Consider the following 18,937-nt stretch of genomic DNA (forward strand, 5'->3'; position numbering starts at 1 on the left):
GGAGGTTTACGCGGGGAATCTGCACATAACCTGACTACGTGGTGGCACGGGCGGCCGGGAGTGTCACCTCGACGTGACCGCGGCCGTCCGCGATCGCGCGGACCTCGACACCGGCCGAGGCGGCGATGCGCCGGACCACCGGCAGCCCCAGCCCGTACCCGTCGCCGCCGGTCACACCCGCTTCGAAGACCCGGTCGACGTCCGCGGGATCGAATCCGGGGCCGTCGTCCAGGACATCGACCACGATGGCCTCGCCCTCGTTGCGGGCGGTGATCCACACCCGGGACTTGGCATGCCGCAGGCCGTTGTCCAGCAGGGGTGACAGCAGCGACACGGCGACGTCGGCCGCCACGGCGACCTCGACCTTCGCGGGGAAGGCGACCTCGACCGCGCGGCCGGCGATCGCCTGCCGGGCGGCGGAGCGCAGGTCGCACCGGGTCCCGTCGTCCGTGCGGGCGCGCGCGGCGCGCAGAAGCGTCGTGATCGCCGTATCGAGGCGGTCGACCTCGCTCAGCACCGCCTCCGTCGGCACCGGTTCGCCGGACAGCTGCGCCAGCTGCGCCTCGGCCCGCAGGACCGTGAGCGGTGTCCGCAGCTCGTGGGCGATCTCGTCGGTGAGCCGGCGCTCGTCCGCCAGCGCGTTGTCGACGCGCTCCAGGAGGTGGTCCAGGGTCCGCCCCAGTTCCCCGAACTCGTCGCGGGGGACCCCGAGGTTGAAGCGGCGCCCGGTTTCGTGATGGCCCCATTCGTCGGCGAGGGCGGCCATCTCGTGCACGACCCGCAGCGCGCGGCGCACCACGAGGTGTGCGACACCGCCGGCGAGGAGGATCGTGAGGCCGCCGAGTATCAGGGACAAGGTCAGGCTGCGCTGCTCGGATGTCTCGTAGGGCGTGAGGTCCACCCGGACGATCACCATGACGTGGTGGCCGTCGATCGGGACCTGCCGCGCGTACAGGAGGTAATGGCCGACCGATGCGGTCTGCGATCGCCCCGAGTCCGCCAGCTCCTCGACGCGATCGACCAGGCTCGGCGGCACGTTCCCGTCGAGCAGGCGGTCGTCGGCATACACCCAGGCGACCTCGTCCAGCGCCTCGTTGCTGTTCTCCGTGAGTACGACACGGCCGCCTTTGGCGGTGACGTTCGCCGCGACCGCCTCGGCGCGCGTACGTGCCAGATCGTGTGCGTCGGCGTCCGTCACCCGGCTCAGCAGCACGTGCGAGACCACGACCAGGACCGCGACCACGGCGGTGGCGATCAGCACGGTGAGTGCGACGACCCGCTTACGGAATCCCGTCACTGCCATCGGTAGCCCACGCCGCGGACGGTCGCCAGACGCTCGGCCACCCCCAGCGCACCCAGCTTGGCCCGTAGCCGGCGCACATAGGAGTCGAGGGTGTTGTCGCTGACCTGCGCCCCGTGCGGCCAGCCGGCAGCGATGAGGGTGTGGCGGCGTACCGCGTCGCCCTGCGAGGCGATCAGGCGGCCCAGCAGCCGGAACTCGGTCGGGGTCAGGCTCATGCTCACCGCATCGTAGGTCACCACGTGCTTCGCCGGATCGAGGACGACCTCGCGCGGTGCGGGCGCCACGGTGGCCCGGCGCAGCAGCGCCCGGACGCGGACCAGCAGTTCCGGGATGTCGAAGGGTTTGGTCATGTAGTCGTCGGCGCCGGCCTCGAAGCCGCCCACCTTGTGATGCAGGCCGTCCAAGGCGGTGAGCATCAACACCGGCGCGTCGACGCCGCGAGCCCGCAGGGCCAGGCAGACGTCGCGGCCGTCGGCGTCCGGGAGCCCGAGATCCAGGACGACCAGGTGGGGCGCCGGTGCGAGCTGCCGCAGCAGGCTGTCGGCCGTGGCGGCGACGGAGACGGTGTGGCCGTCGTGCTCCAGGGCGCGCTTGAGGACGCCGCGGACCGCCGCGTCGTCTTCACACACCATGATGAAAGCCACGTGCTGACCCTAGATACTCCCGTCCCAGTTCTCCATCTGCCCTGGTCAGCCGCCTGACGGGCGGAAGCATTCCGCTGGTGCCGCACGCCCCTGCTTTGCCCTGAAGCCGCGACGGTCGGGCGCGACCGACCGAACCGCAGCAGTGGGGGTTCGCGGGAGGACCACAATGGGGCGCATGGACTCTGTGCAGGAGTACATCGATGCCATTGCGCCAGGTCACCGCTCGCTCTTCGACCGGGTGAGCGGGCTGATCCTGGAGGAATTCCCGCAGGCGAGCGTGGCGCTGTCCTACGGAATGCCCACCTACCGGGTCGAAAAGCGCAGACTGCACGTCGGTGTCTGGCAGCATGGCGTCTCGATCTACGGGTGGGGAACCGACCGCGATGGTGGCTTCAGCTCCCGCCATCCCACGCTCATCAGCGGAAAGGCCACCATTCGGCTGCGGTCCAAGGACACGGCGGTCGTCACCGACGATGAACTACGCGCTCTCATCCGTGCCGCGCTGAGGGCCTGACCGGAAGCCCGGCCCTGCACGCAGGCACAGCCGGGCGGACCCTGGACGGCCGGCCCGGGTTCCGCCCTAGCGGTTGCATGTGCGGTGACGTCCGTTGGTCTGACCGTTGGGGGTGTGGTCGCACAGCCTCTCCGTGTCCGCAGGTTGACCGACCAGGGGGCACAAGCTGCTGGTGCAGGCGGACGAGGACACCGTCCGGGACGCGCATGTATGGCTTCGGTGATGCTCGTGCCGATCCGCGGGGTGGGACAGCGTGAAGACGGGCAGGTCGCGAACTCGGTTTTGTTGATCGATCACTCATCGGTCTCAAAACGGGCTGTTCGCAGTACTTTGTTCGTAGCGCGCATGATGGCGGTCCCAGATCCGTGGTGGCGAGGATCTGGGACCGTGTTGATCGTCTTCGGACCGCAGCCAGGGTGTCTTACCTGACCTGGACATTTACGGCTGCGCGTTTCAGTGGGCTGTTTGCGTCTCATCGCCTCGGCCATCTGCTGACGGGCGACGTACAGCGCTGTATCCAGTCGACGGGTCCCGGTGAGCAGGCACAGTGTGTGGGTCGCATCTTCAAGTCTGCGGGCGGTCTCGGCGCTGTGGTCGACGGCCAGGCGACGCCTCAGCGTTTCGCATCGTTCGACCAGCTCTCGCAAGTGCGGAGGATACGCCATGGCCAAGACCACCTCCCATGCGGACCCGCCCGCATCGATCGCTCTTCGCCCATACGGTCGCAGCCATCGACGCCTGTCGCATCCTGGGAACAGGCTGCGACAGCTAGCGCGCACCGGTGTCCTGCCGGTTCCCGGCGTTGGGCCGAGGCCCGCGATGTTCTAGGCAATAGAACGCAACACCGTGGAAGGCCGGACCCGTACGACTCGGTTGGCGGCTGTCTTCTGGAGCAGACCGTAGGCGAGGACCGGGAGCAGTAGGTGTGGTTTGTCGGGGAGCACGGCGGTGATCAGTACGGCGCTGGCGCTGCTGTTGTTCATGCCGCAGGCGAGGGTGAGCGAGGAGGCGGCGGGCGGGTCCAGCCGCAGCAGCCGCGTGGCGCAGCGGCCGAGCACGAACGACAGATGGCAGACCAGTGCCGCCACGACCAGCGCGGCGCCCAGCAGCAGCGGGCGTGGCCGAGCGACGAAGGAGCCGAGGGCGCCGCTGGCGTTGACGTACGTCAGGACCAGCGAGCCGGCCAGGGCTGCAGGCACGACTGCGCCTAGCACCCGGCCGCGCAACGACGCGGGCAGGGCGAGCCGGACCAGGATGCCCGCCGCGCAGGGCAGCACCACGCCGACGAAGGTGAAGCCGCCGTCCGCAGTGTGGACACTCGCGGCGAGCGAGCCGGCATAGCCGCCACTGAGCAGCGGAGACAGCAGCTCGATCACGAGCGGTGTGGTGAGTGGGCTGATGAGGGTGGAGGCGAGGACCAGGCCGACCATGGTCGGCTGGTCGCCGTCGCCCTTGCCGGTCCACACCGTGGCGCCGGCCGCCACGGGCATCGCCACGATCAGGATCATCGCGGTGACCAGGCCGCTGCCGCCGTCGGAGTCGGGCGAGGCGTGCAGCAGGACCGCGACGAGCGGGATGACCAGCAACGGGATCGCCAGGTGCAGCGCAAGCCCGGCGAGCAGTGCACTCGGGCGCCGCAGGACTCGGACCAGCTCACGGACGGGGACCTGGAGTCCGGATGAGAACAGCACCAGCCACAGCAGGCATGGTGCGGTGGACACCGGCACTCGGATCAGCGGTCCGAGCGGCAGTGCGTGGGAGTGGCGTAGCCACAGGCCGGGGCCCGGCACGAGCAGGGCTGCGGCGTAGGACAGGACGACGGCCCGGCCCAGACGGCGCCGCAGCCAGGCGCTCGCGCGGTCAGTGGGCGCCGGGGTGGCAGTGGGAGCGGGTGCGTGCATGGCGGTCTTCTTCCGTCGCGGGGGCAGGGGCGGGACGGAAGACCGCTATGTGGAGACCATATGCGTGCGTGTGCATGGAGCCATGGTGCGCGCACTGGACTGGCGGGGCGGGTGATCCACGGCGGCAGTCAGGATGTGTTCAGGCGCCCGGTGCCACGGTTGGGCAACATGGCATACGAGACATCTGAGAATTCGGTGCTTGAGGAGGTCGGCCAGGCAGCCCCTTCCCGTCACCGGCTGCGCTGGAACAAGGCGCCCGAGGTCACCGTCAGCTTCTGGGTGATCAAGGTGCTGTGCACCACGGTCGGCGAGACCGCCGCCGGCCTCCTGAACGAGAAGGCCGGCCTCGGGCTAACCGGAGTCTCGCTGCTGATGAGCGCGCTGCTCACCGTCGTCCTGGTGGTGCAGTTCCGCACAAAGGGCTACCGGCCGGGCGTGTACTGGCCCGCCGTCGCCTTGATCAGCGTCGTCGGAACCCTGGTCAGCGACAATCTCACCGACAACATGGGCGTCGCGCTGGAGACCACCACCACGGTCTTCGCGATCGCCCTGGTGATCGTCTTCGCCCTCTGGTACGGCACCGAGCGCACCCTGTCGATCCACCACATCGACACCACCCGCCGCGAGGTGTTCTACTGGCTCGCCGTCCTCTTCACCTTCGCGCTCGGCACCTCCGCCGGCGACCTGGTCGCCGCGGAGATAAACCTCGGCTATTGGGTGTCGGCCGTGCTCTTCGCCGCGGCCATCGCCGCGATCGCCCTCGCCTGGTTCTCCCTTGACCTGAACGCGGGTTGGAGCTTCTGGATCGCCTACATCCTCACCCGGCCCCTCGGTGCCTCGGTGGGCGACTACCTCTCTCAGCCCACCGGCGACGGCGGCCTGGGCCTGGGTACCGTCATCACCAGCGGGCTGTTCCTGGCGGTCATCCTCGGCCTGGTCGTGTACCTCTCGGTCACCCGCAAAGACATCGCCGCACCAGAGCAGGCAGGGGCACCCGTGGCATGAGCCACCACAATCCAGACCACGCCAGGCAACGCTGCCGGTGCGCTGGCCCGATCCGGACGAAATTGAGGAGCCGGACACCCACGCTGACGAGGGCGAACAGGCCCTGCCATACACGGCAGTACCCGGCGCCGGAGGAACGGCGTCCCCGACGACCACATTGACGCCTACGCCGACGTCCTGGCCCCTGCTCCAGGTCGCCCCAGGGCCACGCTGACGCCGTGCTGATCCCTACTTCCACCCATCCAGCGATACCTGAGGGCCACCAGTGAGATAGCGGTGGAGGGCGCTCGCGGTGGTGTCCACGAACTCGCCTGGGATGGCATCGGCGTCGACCCAGCAGACCTGAGCGTGCTTGCGAGGTTCGCGGTTCTCCGGTTCGCCGGTCCAGTCGTGCGCGGTGAAGACCACAGTGAGGAAACCGTTGGGAGCTTCGACGCCCCAGGCGCCATGGATGATGTGGGCGACCTTCAAGGACTCTGGCTTCACGATCAGGCCGGTCTCCTCGTACAGCTCACGCACCGCCGTCTCGGTGATGGGCTCACCGGGCTCGCTCTTGCCGACGGGCAGGTCCCACATGCCCTGGGCGAACTTGGCGTTCTGGCTGCGCTGGAGGAGGACGACGCGGTTGGTGGCCTTGTCGTGGACGATGACGGCGGCGACCAGCAGTGTCATGGATTCGAGGGCGGGTGGGAGGGCTTTGGGCTGGTCGTCGGTGTTCGGCTGAGCCACGGTTGGTGTCCCTTCGTCGGCCGGTTGGTGGGCAGCTTAGGCCAGTGCTTCGCGTGCGCGGCGGGCCAGTTCGGCCGCCCCGGGCACCCTGCGGCGCTGGTAGACGGCGAGGGTGGAGCGAAGCGAGCTGATCGCCTTGCGGGTGCGGTCGGAGGTCATGCCCTCCATGAGGGTCAGGGCCTGGGACCAGGCGGCGACGGCCTCGTCTGCGCGGGCCTGGGCGGCAAGGCTGTCGCCCAGGTCCGCGTAGGTGAGCGCGTGGACCCGCTTGTACTTCTCCGGGTCCCAGCGCACCAACGCGTCCCGGTGCTGCTGCTCGGTGCCCACGTGGTCGGCGAGGTCGGTCAGTGTTCGGGCGGTGTGGCTGGCCACGGTGCCGGCGGCCGGGCCGCTGACGCGGGAGTAGCTCGGTTGTGGGCCGTCGTCGCGCAGGAGGGCGTCTTCGGCGGCGAGCAGGGCGCGGGCCGCTGCGGGCTTCTCGCCCGCAGCGGCGTACGCGCGGGCATGGGTGATGTGGAGCAGCGCCTCGGTCTGGCCGTCGACGCGGCCCAGGCCGCGGGTCAGTGCGCCCTCGACGAGGTCGACGCAGTAGTGGGGCTGCTTGAGGCTGAGGGCCTGGTGGGCGAGGGCGCGCATCATCCAGGCGGCGTGGCCGTGCGGGTCAGCTTCGCAGGCGAGTTGGTATCCGACCTGGTAGTAGCGCTGGGCGGCACCTTCCTGGCCGAGGTCGTGGTGCTTCCACCCTGCGAGGTAGGTGAGTTCTGCGACGGCCCCGAAGGCTGCCTGGCGTAAGGCTTCGTTCGGGAACCGTCCGCGCAGCATGGGGGCAGCGGTGTCGGCGAGATACGCGGTGACGGTGGTGAGCCCGTGGCCGCCACCGAGACGCTCGTCGGCAACACTGAAAGCTGCAGTGATCTGGCGTACGACGTCCACGTCCTCCGCACCGACCAGGGAGCTACCGGTGCGGGCTCGAAGCATGCGCGCTGTGGCTTCGTGGTCATACGCAAGGGGCATGGCGACGCCGGCCGCGGTGAAGGCGGCCACGGCCAGGAAGCGCCGGTGTTCGACGTCGGCACGGCCCAGGTCGGTCGCGGCGAGGACGGGATCAGCCTGCTCGGTCGGTGCCTCGCCTCCATGGAGACCAATCTCCGTCTCAGTGATCGTGCGGCCTGCTCGCCTGGACAGTGCCTCGGCGAGGTACCGGGCGGTCCGGCCGGTCGGCTGGCGGTTGCCGTTCACCCAGTGGGAGACAGCCGACTTGTTGGTCTGGAGGGTCTCGCCGTTCTCGGCAGCGATGCGTCGGATGTCCTTCGCCAGAGCCTCGAAGGTGCAGCCCGTCGCCTCGATGGTCTCGCGCAGGCGGGAGTTGGGTTCTCTCTGCGCTGCCACGATCGCCTCCGCTCCGGAGCTGTAAACCGCGTATACCGCTTCAACTGTCTCTCACCGTACCCACTGTGCGTGACGGCGTGTTCACTGAATATCAGCCGCCCGGCCCGGTCCGACACCGTGACCAGGCTCCCCCCTTTGGCCGGGCGGCTCCCCGAAGTTCCGTACCACCGCTCCGGGTTCAGGCATGCCTGTGCCCGAACTCGGCCGATCAGAGACGGAGACACGGTGACCACCATCGACACCACGGCCATCACGGTCGAGCTGCCCCAGGCGTTCGACGAACGCTGGAGCCGACTGCCGGGCATCCAGGTCGACGGCCGACGCATCACGATCGACCCGGCCCAGTACTTCTTCCGCTTCGAGTCCAACACCTGGTTCGTCGCCGACTGGGAGCTGGTCAAGTCCCAGCTCCTGGACGTGGAGGAAACCGCCGAGAGCGCGGTCGAGCAGCTCGCACTGGACTTCATCAAGGCCCACGGCGAGTCCACCTCGGACGCCGCCCGCGTACTGTCCACCGCCTACAAGGTGTACGCCTACCTGTTCCGCGACGAGCACCTCGCTGGCCTCGGCCTGCCGCAGATCACCGCCGAGCACCTGCGGATGCTGCGCGAGGCGGCCACGCTGATGGCGCTCAACAAGGTCGAGTTGGACGGGCACATCTCCAACGTCGGCCCGTGCTGGTTCTTCCCCGCCGCCACCTCGGTCGTCTTCGACCTGGACGACGAGATGGGCGGGATGCTGGACGAGGTCTACCACGGCGGCTGGTTCAACGAGCACCGGCGCATCGAGTCCATCAAGGCCCACGCCGCCCTCGGTGGTCGGCTCGTGCACGGCTGCCAGTCCGTGCCGGACCAGGCCGGCGGCGTCGTCGCCCCCTACGGTGCCTCGATGACCGCCTTCCGCGACGACCTCGCAGCCTTCAAGGCCGGCTGGATCGAGCAGGTCTACGCCCACCGCTTCAGCCCTGCCGCGTAGCAGTACGACACACACCAGGCTCCGGGGCGGGCAGGCACCTCTCGCTCGCCCCGGACGCCCCCACCGCACTGGAGAGCCCTTCATGGACGCGACCCTCAACGCCGAACTCCTGGACAACCTGCTGACCCTCGCCAACCAAACGTGCGCATCGCGCGAGGAGGTGCGCGTCTGGTCCATGTCCGGTGTCGAGCGCCTGACCTTCACCGACGGCAGCACCGCCATCTTCAAGTACGCCGGGAGGCCCTTCGACAGGGAGGACCATGCACTCCGGTTGGCAAAAACGCTCGGGGTCCCCGTTCCTTCCGTTCACGCCTCGGCAGTCCTGGACGGCTGGCTCGGGATGCTGCTGGAAGACCTCGGCGCTCCCATCCGAGAAGCCGACGACCTCGACGGCGCCGCCGCAGCCGTGGTTCTGCACCGCACCCGCACGGCCGCGGCCCTGCCTGTCCTCGATCAGGAAGGTCTGCGCGGCCTCCCGGCGCGGGCCTTGGAACACCTCGGCCACCTGCGGAAGGCGGACCGGTGGGAGGACACCAACGACATCGAGGACGCTCTCGACCGCATCGCCCAAGCCGCCAAGACGCGCTCGGCCGACACCACGATCGGCCCGTTCGGCTGGGTGCACTCCGAGTTCCACCCCACCAGCCTCCACATCGGCCGACGCGGCTGGCGTCTGCTGGACTTCGCCCGCGCCTTCACCGGCCCCGGCCTGCTCGACCTCGCCAGCTGGCACGGCACCCTCGACAACCCCGACCCCGTACGTCTGCGCGTCTTCCTGGAGACGTACGTCACCGAGGGCGGCACCACCGACGCCCTCGCCGAGCGTGGCGGGCTTCCGGCGGAGAAGTGGGCGTTGGGCTGGCACCGCGTCTGGGCTGTCGAGTGGTTCATGGAGCAGTCGATCCGCTGGATCAACGACCCGGCCACCGACCTCGCCTACATCAAGGCCGTACGCCGACACCTCACTGACGTCCTCCACCTCCTGGAGGTCTGACATGCTCGCCCAGGCGTCCCCGTGGTACGTCCACGCCCTCCAGCGCGCCACGGCCAGCCCCGCCGAGCCGCTGTCCGTACCCGCGCGGAGGAATGGACTACGCGGCCCGGAAGCGGGCCTGGCGCCGAAATCCTCGGCATGGATCTGCGCCGCAAGCGACTGCTGGAACTCGGCTGCGGCCCCGGCCACAACGCCGCCCACCTTGCCACCCGTTACGGCGCCCACGTCACCGGCGTCGACCTCGTCGGCCTTCAGGTCCGCCGAGCCCGCTCGCACTACGGCCGGCTGAACAACCTGACCTTCGTCGCCGGACACGCCCTGCACTACCTGCAAGCCTCCGCCGAGCGATTCGACGCGATCTACTCCGTCTTCGGGGCGATCGGCCTCGTTGCCCCCGAGCTTCTGCTCCCGGCCATCGCCCAGCATCTCAAACCCGGATGCACCCTCGCCTTCTCCGTCCCCCATCCCCAGCGGGGCGGCAGGCGCCCTTCCACCGACGACCGACCCAGCCGGGACTACGTCACCCTCCACGACCGCACACGTTTGCCCGTCGCACGCTGGGAGTTCGACGCTGAACGCTGGGAAAAGCACCTCGGGCGAGCGGGGCTCTGGCTCGCCTCGGCCCAGGAATTCCACGACGCCCGTCACGGCCTCTGGCCCACCACGCTGCTGATCACCGCGCACAAGCTCTGACCCCAGCCCCGGCCCCCTGGGAGAACCCGATGCGCCCGCCCTACCTGCTTCTCGACGTCGACGGCGTCTTCATCCCCTTCCCGGACGCCGAAGGGGCCGGCCCCGCGACCCACACGCGCCACGACGTCGTTCCCACCGGCCGGACCGCCGACAACCCGGTCACCATCTGGCTCAATCCAGCCCATGGCCCCTTGCTCATGCACGTGATCCGAACCGGCCTGGTCAGCCCCGTCTGGTGCACCAGCTGGCGTCAGGACGCCACCACGCTCATTGGCCCGCTCCTCGGCCTCCCGCCCTTGCCACACGTCGAGCTGCCGCGTCCGGAGATCACGACCAGCCACCCCAACGGCTACCTGTGGAAACGCGACCACGTCGACGCCTGGCTCAGCGACGCGCCCGCCATCTGGATCGACGACGACTTCACCAACCTCGACCACGAGTGGGCCAGGGAGCGCACCGCCCGTGGCTATATCACCGCCCTGGTCCAGCCGGATCCGCATGTCGGTCTCTTGGCCGAGCACTTGGTCGAGGTTCTAGCTTGTGCCGCCCCGTTGTCCGTCGCGCGGGCTGATGCCTCAGGCTTCTCGTGTGACGCGAAGGTCGCATAGCGAGGAAAACCGCAGGAATCGCTGATGCCCTCAGCACCAGGAAGGAGCGAGGGCATCGGAGTGACGGCTACGTCATTCGGGCGCAGGCAGTGTTGGCCCCTACCGACGCTGCCGGTGATGCTGTTCGGTGGGCATCGACACCGCAGCTGTGGTCTGGTGGCCAAGGCTCTGAGCGGTGCTGGCCGAGCCTGCGATGGTCGAGCGCCGACGGGCTGCCTCGGCACGGCGGTTGGGCGCCGGGTTTCGGCCTGTGTGCTGAATGCGGGTGATCAGGACGCGGGCGGGCTGGCGGGCGGTGGTCAGCTCGCGCTGAGCGGCGGCCTCCTTGAGGAGCTGGTGGGGCTGGTGGCCGCGAGCTTCTGCGTCGGCGAGGACGGTGGCGAGCGCGGGCCAGGCCGGGTCGGCGAGGATCCGTTCGGCGTGGTCGGGGACGGCTGTACGTACGTCGTTCGCGAGAACGCGACGGGCTTGCTCCCTGGGCGGCCGAGCTGCGAGTTCGGCGAGCGTCGGGACGAGGGCACGGTCTACGGCTGTCCGGAGGTGCTGGACGGCCTGGCGAGCGGCGTCGGCCTGGTGGGCGTGGTCCTTCGCTTCGTGCCAACGCCCAGCGACGATGGTCGCCCAGACGAGGGCTGCGAGGAGGGCGGCGAGCGCGCTGCCGTCGGGGCCGGTGGCGGTGCGGACGATGTCGAGTGCCGCGCTGCGCAGTGCGTGGGCGGCCCGGTCTTCGGCCCGGATCTGGGAGCGCTGCGCTCGGGCGAACGCCTTGGAGGCGGCTCGGAGTTCCGCACGCAGGTTGTCGGGAGCCTTCTGGGCGGTGGCTTCGAGCAGCTCGCCGAGGGCTGCGATGTGGGCCTGGGCGTGTGTGTCCTCTGCGAGGTCGGCGTGGAGGGTGTCGAGTGCGTCGGTGGCCTGGTGCCAGGGGGTGCTGGGGTGGTTACGGCGGGCGGTGGGGTGCTCTTCGGGCTGGCTGGATTCGAGGCGGGCCTTGATCTTGGGCAGGGAGAGGTCGGGAGCGATCTTGCCTCCGGGGTGGAAGATCTGCTCGCCGTTCTCGTTGAGGTCGCCGGGGCGGCCGACGGCGTAACCGAGGAGGTCTCCTGACGGACCGCGCCGGGTCTTTACCTCGATGCCGTCGGCTTCGAGGTAGGCGATGAATTCCTCGGCGCCTGTCACGTGGGGGATGGCGGCGCGGATGCGGTCCTGGAGCCATTCGGGGCTGGTCTGTTCCCAGCCGAGGCGTTCGGCCTTGTGCATCTCGGCCTGGTTGGGCCGGCGTGCACCGGTGCGGTCGCCCTTCTTCAGCCGGCGCAGCCCGTAGTCCTTCTCGATCTCGCGGCAGGCGTCGCCGACGCGCAGGCCGCTGTCGTGGAGTTTGGGGCGGCGGCCGTCTTCACGGACGGTGGTAGCGAGGATGTGGATGTGGTCGTCGGCGTGGCGTACGGCGATCCAGCGGCAGGCCAGGTCGTCACCGGCTGGGGCGATGCCGGCCGCCTCGACGATGCGCTGGGCGATCTCGGCCCACTCGACGTCGGAGAGGTAGCGGTCCTCGGGCGCGGCGCGGACGGGGCAGTGCCAGACGTGGTCGGTGACCTTCTGGCCGAACTCGTTGTTGCGCAGGCGTACGGGCGCGTCGAGGTGGCGGGCGAGTTCGGTGAGGGTGGCGTTCTCGTCGCGGCCGGGGTCGGGCATGCCGAGCATGGCGAATCCGGCGACGATGTGCGGGTCGAGATGTTCGTCGTGGCGGCCGGGGCCGTAGAGGTAGGCGAGCAGGCCGCGGGTGTTGGACCCGGCCGGTTTGATGGCGGCGATCACGCGGCTGCCTCCGTCTCCGGATCGGCGGGCTGGCGCAGGGCCTCGGCGATCAGCTCCAGCAGGTCGTGGAGCTCGGTCAGGCGCTGGCGAATGTCGGGCGGGGTCTGGTCGCTGTTGAGGGCTCGGGCGATCTGGTTGACGTTGACGCCGATCCGGTTGAGCTGGCGCAGGACCTGAGCGCGGAAGACGTGGGTGCGGCGGCGGTCCTCGGACAGGGGCAGATTGGCGGTGAACCGTCCGGTGACGAAGGCAAGGACGATGTCGGCGGCGAAACCAGACTCGCCCTTGTAGCCGTGCTGGGTCGCTGCCTCCTGAAGCTGGGTGTGCTCGTCGTCGGTGAAGCGCAGGGGGCCGACTCGGACGACGCGCTTGGTGCCGGTGAAGCGGCGGATCGTGGGCTGCACTTTCTGCACGGCGGGCTCGCCGCCTGTGGTCTCGGCGGCTTGGACGGGGCGAAGGACTTCGCGCTGGGCGGCATGGAGCGTGTCCGGGTCGGGGCTGCCTTCGGCCCCGCCCTCCTGGTCCTGCGCCCCCTGGCGCTGGGCCGTCTCCGCCACCCCCGGGGCGGAGACCCCCGAAGGCCGGCCTTGAGTCGGACTCGGGGTACTACTGGCTCCGCCAGGGGCAGCCCGTCCGAAGGCACGGCGCCAACGATCCATCAGCGTAGGGGACTTCGTCAGCGGTATCGGCACGTCTGGGGTGTCTTGAGGGTGGTGCGGGTCGTGCGTCACGGACGGTGCTCCAGGAGAGGGTGGGGAGGGCGGGCAGTTCCGCAGGAGGGGGCGGCGGAGTGGGGGCGGTCACCGCGTCGTCCATAGATGTGGATAAGCGGGCGGCGAGTGAGACGGGTGGCCGACTGGCCGGGGTGACCGGAGGGGGTTCCGGTCACCCCGTGGGGATTCCGGTCAGGCGCTGTCCGGACCGGTCTCGGCGGCGGCTTCGATTTCGGGCCGGAGGGTGGTCATCACGTCGGTCTGCCGCTCGCTGCTGATCGTCAGGCCCTTGGCCTTGACGGCCCTTCGGAGCAGTGACCGGGTGAGCGTGCCGTGCTCGGCGAGGGCGATCCGGCCGATCTCCACGAGTTCCTCAAGCGTGGCGCTGGGCGGACGGCCACCGCGCGGCCTGCTCTTCGCAATCTCGGACAGGGGATTCGTCGGCTGGCACGACACGGTGGTCGGCGGCAAGGGCTGGGCGGGATCGGCCTGTGCCTCGGCGAGCGTGGCGGGTGCGGTGACCGGTGGTTCCGGCGCCTGGACCGGCGCGGGTTCCGGATGGCCCGCAGGCTGGTCGACGAGTTGGTGGATCTGCCGCATCAGGACACCGAAGGCCAGCAGGGCTGCGGTCGGGGGGACCGCGGCGACCACGTAGTCGAGCAGCGGAACGGTGCCGGTGCTGCCGGTGCCGTTGACTCCGGCCACGTTGAGCGCGATGGAGCCGACCGATCCGGTGGCCGTCAGGGCGATCGCCCACCTGTCCGTCACTCTGCGCAGGCCCGCGCGGAGCATGAGCAGTTCGCCCGCGACGATGAAGGCGTCCAGGGTCGCCGGCCAGGCCCAGCGGCGGGTGGGAGAGCTGCGCAGCCCGTGCTGTCCGGCGACCTCGGCGAGGTGTGCGTACGACAGCCAGAATCCGCTGATGGTGAGGGCGACGATGACGACTCCGGCTGCATCGAGCGTGTACCGCTCGATGTCCTGCTTGGTCATCGACAGCCGTCCTCCGTCGGGGCGGTGCCCCCGACGGGTGGGCGTGGGGGTGGGGGTAGGGAGGGTCAAGCGGGGTGCTCCTGAGGTTTGGCGGTGTGATCCGTCTTGCCGTCTTGGCCGTTGCAAGCGCAGGTCAGGGCCGGTACGGCAGGGGCGTGGATGTGCCGTACCGGCGGCGTCTCGTCGTGTCCCCTGCCGGTCAGGACGGCACTGCTACGTTGTGCCGTCCTGACCGGCGGCGCTGCGACCTGCGGTGGTACGGCGAGGACGCGTGGGACGGCACAAGACGGCTTCGGGCGGCGTCCTTCTGTCGGCAGCGGTTCACCATGATCGTGTTGCCGTCTTGTCGCCGGTTGCCGTCTTGGCTGCATGCCGTTTGACCTGCGGGATCACGGCAGGGACGGCAGGGACGCCCACCGGGGATGCGGGGGTCAGGTTGCGCTGGGGGCGGCAGGCTCGGTGTCCACTGGGTGGACAGTGGGGCAGTAGCGCCGCCAGGGGTCGAGGAACTTGTTGCGCATGTAGCCCTTGCGCTGGGTTCCGTCGGGGAGGCGAACGTTGCCGGGCCTGATATCGAACTCTCGGAGCATCGCTGCCAGGTCCTTGGCGTTCAGCCCGTTGCGTCCCCACTCCGCCCAGGGGCTCTCGGCATCCTGCCGGAGCTGGTGGAGTAGTTCGTCCGTGGTAAGGCTGTCGGGCTCGCGCTGGGCTACGAACACCCTGCGGATGTCGGCGAGGATCCGGGCTCCGCCGGGCCGGTCCTCCTCTGCCTCGACCTCTGCGGCGACCATCCGTGCGCACGCCTCTCGGGCGCGACGGGGCCAGGATCCGGCGGCCAGGTCCGCGATGATGACCAACGGCTCCCAGGTGTCGGCGGCCCGGTCCTCCACCGGCATGTCCGGCTCCAGGTCTGCTGCCTCATCCAGCAGCGGCCTTGCCCATGCAGCGATCCGGTCGCGCAGGCCGTGCAGAGCGGGGATGTCGCGTCGGGAGCGGAATGGCTTGACGCGCTCGCCCTCCGCCCGGCGGCGCATACGGATCACCACAGCTCGATCCATGATCGTGTCGGGCAGGTCACCGATCCCCGCCAGCGCCGCCATGGCGAAGGTGGCGAACCGGTGTGGGGTGTGGTCGTTGCCGACCACCCGCGTGACGTAGCGGTTGCGTTGGTGGCCGGCGTTGAGCAGGCCGCGCATCTCCTCGTTCTTCTCCGCCATCTTCGGCGTGCCGAAGATGGTGTCCGCCTCGTCCACCAGGAGCGTGGGCGGCTCCTCGGTGATCGACCGGAACACCGCAGCCGGTGTGGTGTTGATGGTGAGCATCGGCTCGTGGACCGTCTCGGTCAGCACGTCCAGCAGCCGCGACTTGCCGCATCGCTTCGCCGGACCCACCACCGCCAGCCGCGGCGCGTGCTGCCAGGCCGGCTGCAGATGCGTCGCCGCCACCCACAGCGTCACCGCGTCCAGAGCCTCCGGCGAGGGCAGGATCACGAACTTCGCTATCTGCGCACGTAGTTCGTCCAGCAGCGTCGAGCCGACGGTCGGCTCCGGATCCGGTGCCGGAGTCTCGACCGCCTCGCCCTGCGCAGTCGGCTCGGGTTCGCCCTGGTCGGGCTTGCCCGGCAGCACGACCGGCGGCCAAGCAGCAGGTACGGGGGTGGAATAGGGCGCGGGGTTCTCAGGTTGCACCAGGTGGCTCCTCTTCTGCGCCGCCGGGCATGCAGGCCCAGCGGCGCGGATCGTTCGTTGGAGACGGGCGACGGGGATTCCCGAGCCTCCGGCGTTGCCGCGCCGGAGGCTCGCTGCGTTCAGAGACCGAACACGTGCTCTGTCCCGTGTCGGGACGCTCGTTCTGCTCCCCGAGGGAACACGGACAGTACGTCCGCCCCGTGGCACAGTCCAGCATTTCTGTGTCAGCTCAGCGCAGAACCGTCTGCTACGCTGCCGCCCCTTCACGCCGCCAGACCCAGCAGCTCCCACAAGTCGGCGGTCACCACCCGGTAGGCGTTGCCCAGGCGCAGCACCTTGCACGGGTAGGCGCCTTGCTTCGCCAGCTCATAGCCCTTGCTCCGGCCGAGCCCAAGCGCTCGATTGCTTGTGTCCAGGTCAACCGCCACGGGAAGGGCGAGTACCTCCTCCCGGCTCATCCCCTTCGATCCCTTCGAGTCTCCGGTCATCGCGTCGTCGCGCATGCAGTGCGCCCCTTTTCATGCAGCCCTCGGCGAACGCAGTCATCACGTCCGGCTCCAGGCGTCTACGAACCAGGATGGCCAAGCTAATGTGTCTTTATGACACAACGGTGTTTCGATGATGGAAGTGACGAGGACGACGTCCCTGAGTGGGCGGACCGGATCAAGGCCAACGTCGCCGGCGAAGTTCGGCGCAGAAGGAAGGAGATGGGATGGAGTGCGCAGGATCTGGCGGACCGGTGCGAGGAGCTCGGGCATGCCATCCCGCGCAACGTGATCGCCAACATGGAGTCCGGCCGCCGGGCCAACCTTCCCCTCGTGGACGTGATGGTCCTGGCCGCCGCCCTGGAGACTTACCCGGTCTGCCTGATCTTCCCGGTCGGCTACGTCGAGCAGACCCAGGAACTCCCCTTCCAGCACCTCGTGCCCACCTGGGACGCCCTACGCCGCTTCACCGGCGAGGAGGAAGTACCCGGCTACGACGCCGGCCTGGTCCCCGACTTCGAGCTTCACGCCAGCCTCGTCCGAACCGCGCTCGCCGCACTCGAAGAGGAAGAACAGGCCCGGTTCGCGGCCAAGACGGCCGCCAGCCGCGCCGAAATGGAAGAAGCCGAGCGCCAGCGGGCCAAGTACGCCGACCAGGCCATCTCCGCCAAGTACAGGCTCCGCTACCTCCGCCGCGACCTCCGCGAGGACGGGGCCACCCCACCTCATCTGCCACCTGCGCTGGGCGACGTCGACCCGCCCGAACCCGATACCGACACCACTCAGGAGGAACGCCTTTGAAGGGCTCCACCCACCGCCGCTGCTACTGCCGCGACCCCCACACGGGTAAGCCGCTCGGCAAGAAGTGCCCCAAGCTCACGAGCCGCAAGCACGGCTCGTACTCCATACGTCAGGAGCTACCACTCCGCGAGGACGGCACCCGCCGCTCCTTCAGCCGAGCCGGCTACGACAGCCTCAAGGCCGCCCAGGCCGACCTCGACCACGTCCGGGCCCTGATCGGCCTCGCCGACGCCGACGACGCGGAGGGTCTGGCGCAGATCGCGGAGCTGCTGGAGAAGGTGGCCGAGGAGAAGGCGCCGTTGCCGGACATCGAGGCGACCCGCAGGCGCCTCAGCCACGGCTTGGACCTGACCAGTCGTCTCACCGTCGGTGAATGGCTGGACATGTGGCTGGCGGGCAAGAAGGGGCGGCAGAGCGCCATCAGCCGTGACGAGAGCAACATCCGGGTGCACCTCAAACCGCGGATCGGGCACTTGCGCCTCGACCGCCTCCGGGTCATCCACCTCACGGAGATGTTCGAGGCCATCGCCGAGGCCAACGTCGAGATCGCCGAGGGCAACGCAGCCCGCCGCAAGGCGTTCGAGGATCTCGCCCAGATCCCCTGGAAGGGGCGCGAGCACCGTGCCCGCCGTAAAGCGATGAAGGCGGCGATCGAGGAGATGGAGCCCTACCGCCGCATCGTGGGCCCGGCCACCCGCCAGCGCGTACGCTCCACCCTGCGTGCCGCCCTGAACGCTGCGATCGCCCAGCAGCTCATCACCTTCAACCCGGCGGCCCACGTCGAGTTGGAGGCGGGCAAGCGGCCCAAGGCGCTGGTGTGGACGGACGAACGCATCCTCTACTGGAAGCGCACCGGCGAGAAGCCGTCGCCGGTCATGGTCTGGACGCCGGAGCACACCGGCCTCTTCCTCGACCACGTCGCGGAGGACCGCCTGTATGCGCTGTGGCACCTGATCGCCTTCCGTGGACTGCGACGCGGTGAGGCATGCGGCCAGAAGTGGACCGACACCCACCTGGACGCCGGGCTCATCACCGTTGCCAAGCAACTCGTCGTGGATGGCTGGGAGGTGTACGAGGACGATCCCAAGACCGACGCCGGCGCACGCACCATCGCGCTCGACTCCGACACGGTCCAGGCCCTCAAGCGGCACCGCGCCCAGCAGGACAAGGACCGCAAGGAGTGGGGCAGCGCTTGGGTGGAGACCGGCCGCGTCTTCACCAAGGAGAACGGCGAGACGCTCCACCCCGCCAACGTCACCCGGCGGTTCGTCGAGCTGTGCGAGGAGATCGGTCTCCCGCCCGTCCGGCTCCACGACCTCCGTCACGGTGCCGCGACGCTGGCCCACGCGGCCGGGGCCGACCTGAAGGACATCCAGGAGATGCTCGGCCACTCCTCGATCACCATCACGGCCGACACGTACACGAGCCTGCTCCCCGAGGCGGACCTGGCGATCGCCGAAGCCGCAGCCAGGCTCGTACCGCGCGCCCGCGCCGCCTCCAAGGACGACTCTCCGGAAGCCAAGCACAAGGCCGGAGAGCCGGAGGCGAACGTGCCAAACGGTGTTGATCCGTCCGGAGAAATCTCGGGGCCTGGCACCCCGTCCGCTCACGCACCGCTCACGCAAACGGCCCCGGACGAGATGTCCGAGGCCGATTAGGACCCCTCTCTGGGGAAGAAACCCCAGGTCAG

Annotated in this window: 18 protein-coding genes and 1 pseudogene; 8 read left to right on the forward strand and 11 right to left on the reverse strand. The window is 69.6% G+C overall.

Annotated elements, in window-relative coordinates; all coding sequences use genetic code 11:
• Nucleotides 1-34: 34 nt before the first annotated feature.
• Complete coding sequence (locus M878_RS73315) at nt 35-1,303, reverse strand: sensor histidine kinase (RefSeq protein WP_031225592.1); 1,269 nt, start codon at nt 1,301-1,303, stop codon at nt 35-37.
• Nucleotides 1,294-1,947: a response regulator transcription factor gene (locus M878_RS73320; RefSeq protein WP_023549628.1), complete on the reverse strand. Its 654-nt coding sequence runs from the start codon at nt 1,945-1,947 to the stop codon at nt 1,294-1,296. The genes M878_RS73315 and M878_RS73320 overlap by 10 nt, the downstream gene beginning before the upstream one ends.
• 175 nt (nt 1,948-2,122) lie before the next feature.
• On the opposite strand from M878_RS73320, the gene M878_RS73325 reads away from it, so the two are divergent.
• Complete coding sequence (locus M878_RS73325) at nt 2,123-2,461, forward strand: DUF1801 domain-containing protein (RefSeq protein WP_023549629.1); 339 nt, start codon at nt 2,123-2,125, stop codon at nt 2,459-2,461.
• 293 nt (nt 2,462-2,754) lie between these two features.
• On the opposite strand, the gene M878_RS94670 is transcribed toward M878_RS73325, so the two are convergent.
• Entirely contained in the window at nt 2,755-3,126 is a 372-nt protein-coding gene (locus tag M878_RS94670) for a DUF5133 domain-containing protein (RefSeq protein WP_245238183.1), read from the reverse strand.
• Nucleotides 3,127-3,285: 159 nt separating this feature from the next.
• Nucleotides 3,286-4,362 carry a bile acid:sodium symporter family protein gene (locus M878_RS73330; RefSeq protein WP_023549630.1) on the reverse strand — a complete coding sequence of 359 codons (1,077 nt, stop codon included), beginning with the start codon at nt 4,360-4,362 and terminating at the stop codon, nt 3,286-3,288.
• A 168-nt stretch (nt 4,363-4,530) separates the two neighbouring features.
• Between M878_RS73330 and M878_RS73335 the strand changes: the two genes are divergently transcribed.
• The gene (locus tag M878_RS73335) at nt 4,531-5,367 is read left to right on the forward strand and encodes a COG4705 family protein (protein WP_031225594.1); all 837 of its coding nucleotides are present in this window, start codon (nt 4,531-4,533) and stop codon (nt 5,365-5,367) included.
• A 228-nt stretch (nt 5,368-5,595) separates the two neighbouring features.
• On the opposite strand, the gene M878_RS73340 is transcribed toward M878_RS73335, so the two are convergent.
• Complete coding sequence (locus tag M878_RS73340) at nt 5,596-6,096, reverse strand: NUDIX domain-containing protein (protein WP_023549632.1); 501 nt, start codon at nt 6,094-6,096, stop codon at nt 5,596-5,598.
• Between the two features lie 36 nt (nt 6,097-6,132).
• Nucleotides 6,133-7,485: a helix-turn-helix domain-containing protein gene (locus tag M878_RS73345; RefSeq protein WP_023549633.1), complete on the reverse strand. Its 1,353-nt coding sequence runs from the start codon at nt 7,483-7,485 to the stop codon at nt 6,133-6,135.
• 225 nt (nt 7,486-7,710) lie between these two features.
• Between M878_RS73345 and M878_RS73350 the strand changes: the two genes are divergently transcribed.
• The 4 genes and pseudogenes from M878_RS73350 (at nt 7,711) to M878_RS73365 (ending at nt 10,755) form a co-directional block, all read left to right on the forward strand.
• A complete protein-coding gene (locus tag M878_RS73350) occupies nt 7,711-8,460 on the forward strand; it encodes a hypothetical protein (RefSeq protein ID WP_023549634.1) in 750 nt (249 codons plus the stop codon).
• Between the two features lie 82 nt (nt 8,461-8,542).
• Nucleotides 8,543-9,454 carry a phosphotransferase family protein gene (locus M878_RS73355; protein WP_023549635.1) on the forward strand — a complete coding sequence of 304 codons (912 nt, stop codon included), beginning with the start codon at nt 8,543-8,545 and terminating at the stop codon, nt 9,452-9,454.
• A 1-nt stretch (nt 9,455) separates the two neighbouring features.
• Nucleotides 9,456-10,147, forward strand: a pseudogene (locus tag M878_RS73360) (class I SAM-dependent methyltransferase).
• Between the two features lie 29 nt (nt 10,148-10,176).
• Nucleotides 10,177-10,755 (forward strand): HAD domain-containing protein, encoded by a 579-nt coding sequence (locus M878_RS73365; RefSeq protein WP_023549637.1) that lies wholly within the window; start codon nt 10,177-10,179, stop codon nt 10,753-10,755.
• A gap of 99 nt (nt 10,756-10,854) precedes the next feature.
• Here M878_RS73365 and M878_RS73370 read toward each other — a convergent pair whose 3' ends face one another.
• From M878_RS73370 to M878_RS73395, 5 genes are all read right to left on the reverse strand, one after another.
• Nucleotides 10,855-12,570 carry a relaxase/mobilization nuclease domain-containing protein gene (locus tag M878_RS73370; RefSeq protein WP_023549638.1) on the reverse strand — a complete coding sequence of 572 codons (1,716 nt, stop codon included), beginning with the start codon at nt 12,568-12,570 and terminating at the stop codon, nt 10,855-10,857.
• Nucleotides 12,567-13,127, reverse strand: a complete 561-nt coding sequence (locus M878_RS73375; RefSeq protein ID WP_023549639.1) for a MobC family plasmid mobilization relaxosome protein — start codon at nt 13,125-13,127, stop codon at nt 12,567-12,569. The genes M878_RS73370 and M878_RS73375 overlap by 4 nt, the downstream gene beginning before the upstream one ends.
• A gap of 348 nt (nt 13,128-13,475) precedes the next feature.
• Complete coding sequence (locus tag M878_RS73385) at nt 13,476-14,273, reverse strand: DUF2637 domain-containing protein (RefSeq protein ID WP_023549640.1); 798 nt, start codon at nt 14,271-14,273, stop codon at nt 13,476-13,478.
• Nucleotides 14,274-14,704: 431 nt separating this feature from the next.
• Entirely contained in the window at nt 14,705-15,961 is a 1,257-nt protein-coding gene (locus tag M878_RS73390; RefSeq protein ID WP_031225596.1) for a DUF3631 domain-containing protein, read from the reverse strand.
• Between the two features lie 263 nt (nt 15,962-16,224).
• Nucleotides 16,225-16,464, reverse strand: coding sequence for a hypothetical protein (locus M878_RS73395; RefSeq protein ID WP_023549642.1), 240 nt, complete (start codon nt 16,462-16,464; stop codon nt 16,225-16,227).
• A 96-nt stretch (nt 16,465-16,560) separates the two neighbouring features.
• On the opposite strand from M878_RS73395, the gene M878_RS73400 reads away from it, so the two are divergent.
• Together M878_RS73400 and M878_RS73405 are read left to right on the forward strand one after the other, a co-directional pair.
• The gene (locus M878_RS73400) at nt 16,561-17,247 is read left to right on the forward strand and encodes a helix-turn-helix domain-containing protein (RefSeq protein ID WP_031225597.1); all 687 of its coding nucleotides are present in this window, start codon (nt 16,561-16,563) and stop codon (nt 17,245-17,247) included.
• Entirely contained in the window at nt 17,244-18,905 is a 1,662-nt protein-coding gene (locus M878_RS73405; RefSeq protein ID WP_023549644.1) for a site-specific integrase, read from the forward strand. Before M878_RS73400 ends, M878_RS73405 begins: the two co-directional genes overlap by 4 nt.
• Nucleotides 18,906-18,937: the final 32 nt, after the last annotated feature.

This window comes from Streptomyces roseochromogenus subsp. oscitans DS 12.976 (assembly GCF_000497445.1).
Lineage (GTDB): Bacteria > Actinomycetota > Actinomycetes > Streptomycetales > Streptomycetaceae > Streptomyces > Streptomyces oscitans.

Coding starts and splice junctions, on each gene's coding strand:
- M878_RS73315 (WP_031225592.1), bottom strand. CDS start 1,303: ATGGCAGTGACGGGATTCCGTAAGCGGGTCGTCGCACTCACCGTGCTG.
- M878_RS73325 (WP_023549629.1), top strand. CDS start 2,123: ATGGACTCTGTGCAGGAGTACATCGATGCCATTGCGCCAGGTCACCGC.
- M878_RS94670 (WP_245238183.1), bottom strand. CDS start 3,126: ATGGCGTATCCTCCGCACTTGCGAGAGCTGGTCGAACGATGCGAAACG.
- M878_RS73330 (WP_023549630.1), bottom strand. CDS start 4,362: ATGCACGCACCCGCTCCCACTGCCACCCCGGCGCCCACTGACCGCGCG.
- M878_RS73335 (WP_031225594.1), top strand. CDS start 4,531: ATGGCATACGAGACATCTGAGAATTCGGTGCTTGAGGAGGTCGGCCAG.
- M878_RS73355 (WP_023549635.1), top strand. CDS start 8,543: ATGGACGCGACCCTCAACGCCGAACTCCTGGACAACCTGCTGACCCTC.
- M878_RS73365 (WP_023549637.1), top strand. CDS start 10,177: ATGCGCCCGCCCTACCTGCTTCTCGACGTCGACGGCGTCTTCATCCCC.
- M878_RS73385 (WP_023549640.1), bottom strand. CDS start 14,273: ATGACCAAGCAGGACATCGAGCGGTACACGCTCGATGCAGCCGGAGTC.
- M878_RS73395 (WP_023549642.1), bottom strand. CDS start 16,464: ATGCGCGACGACGCGATGACCGGAGACTCGAAGGGATCGAAGGGGATG.
- M878_RS73400 (WP_031225597.1), top strand. CDS start 16,561: ATGACACAACGGTGTTTCGATGATGGAAGTGACGAGGACGACGTCCCT.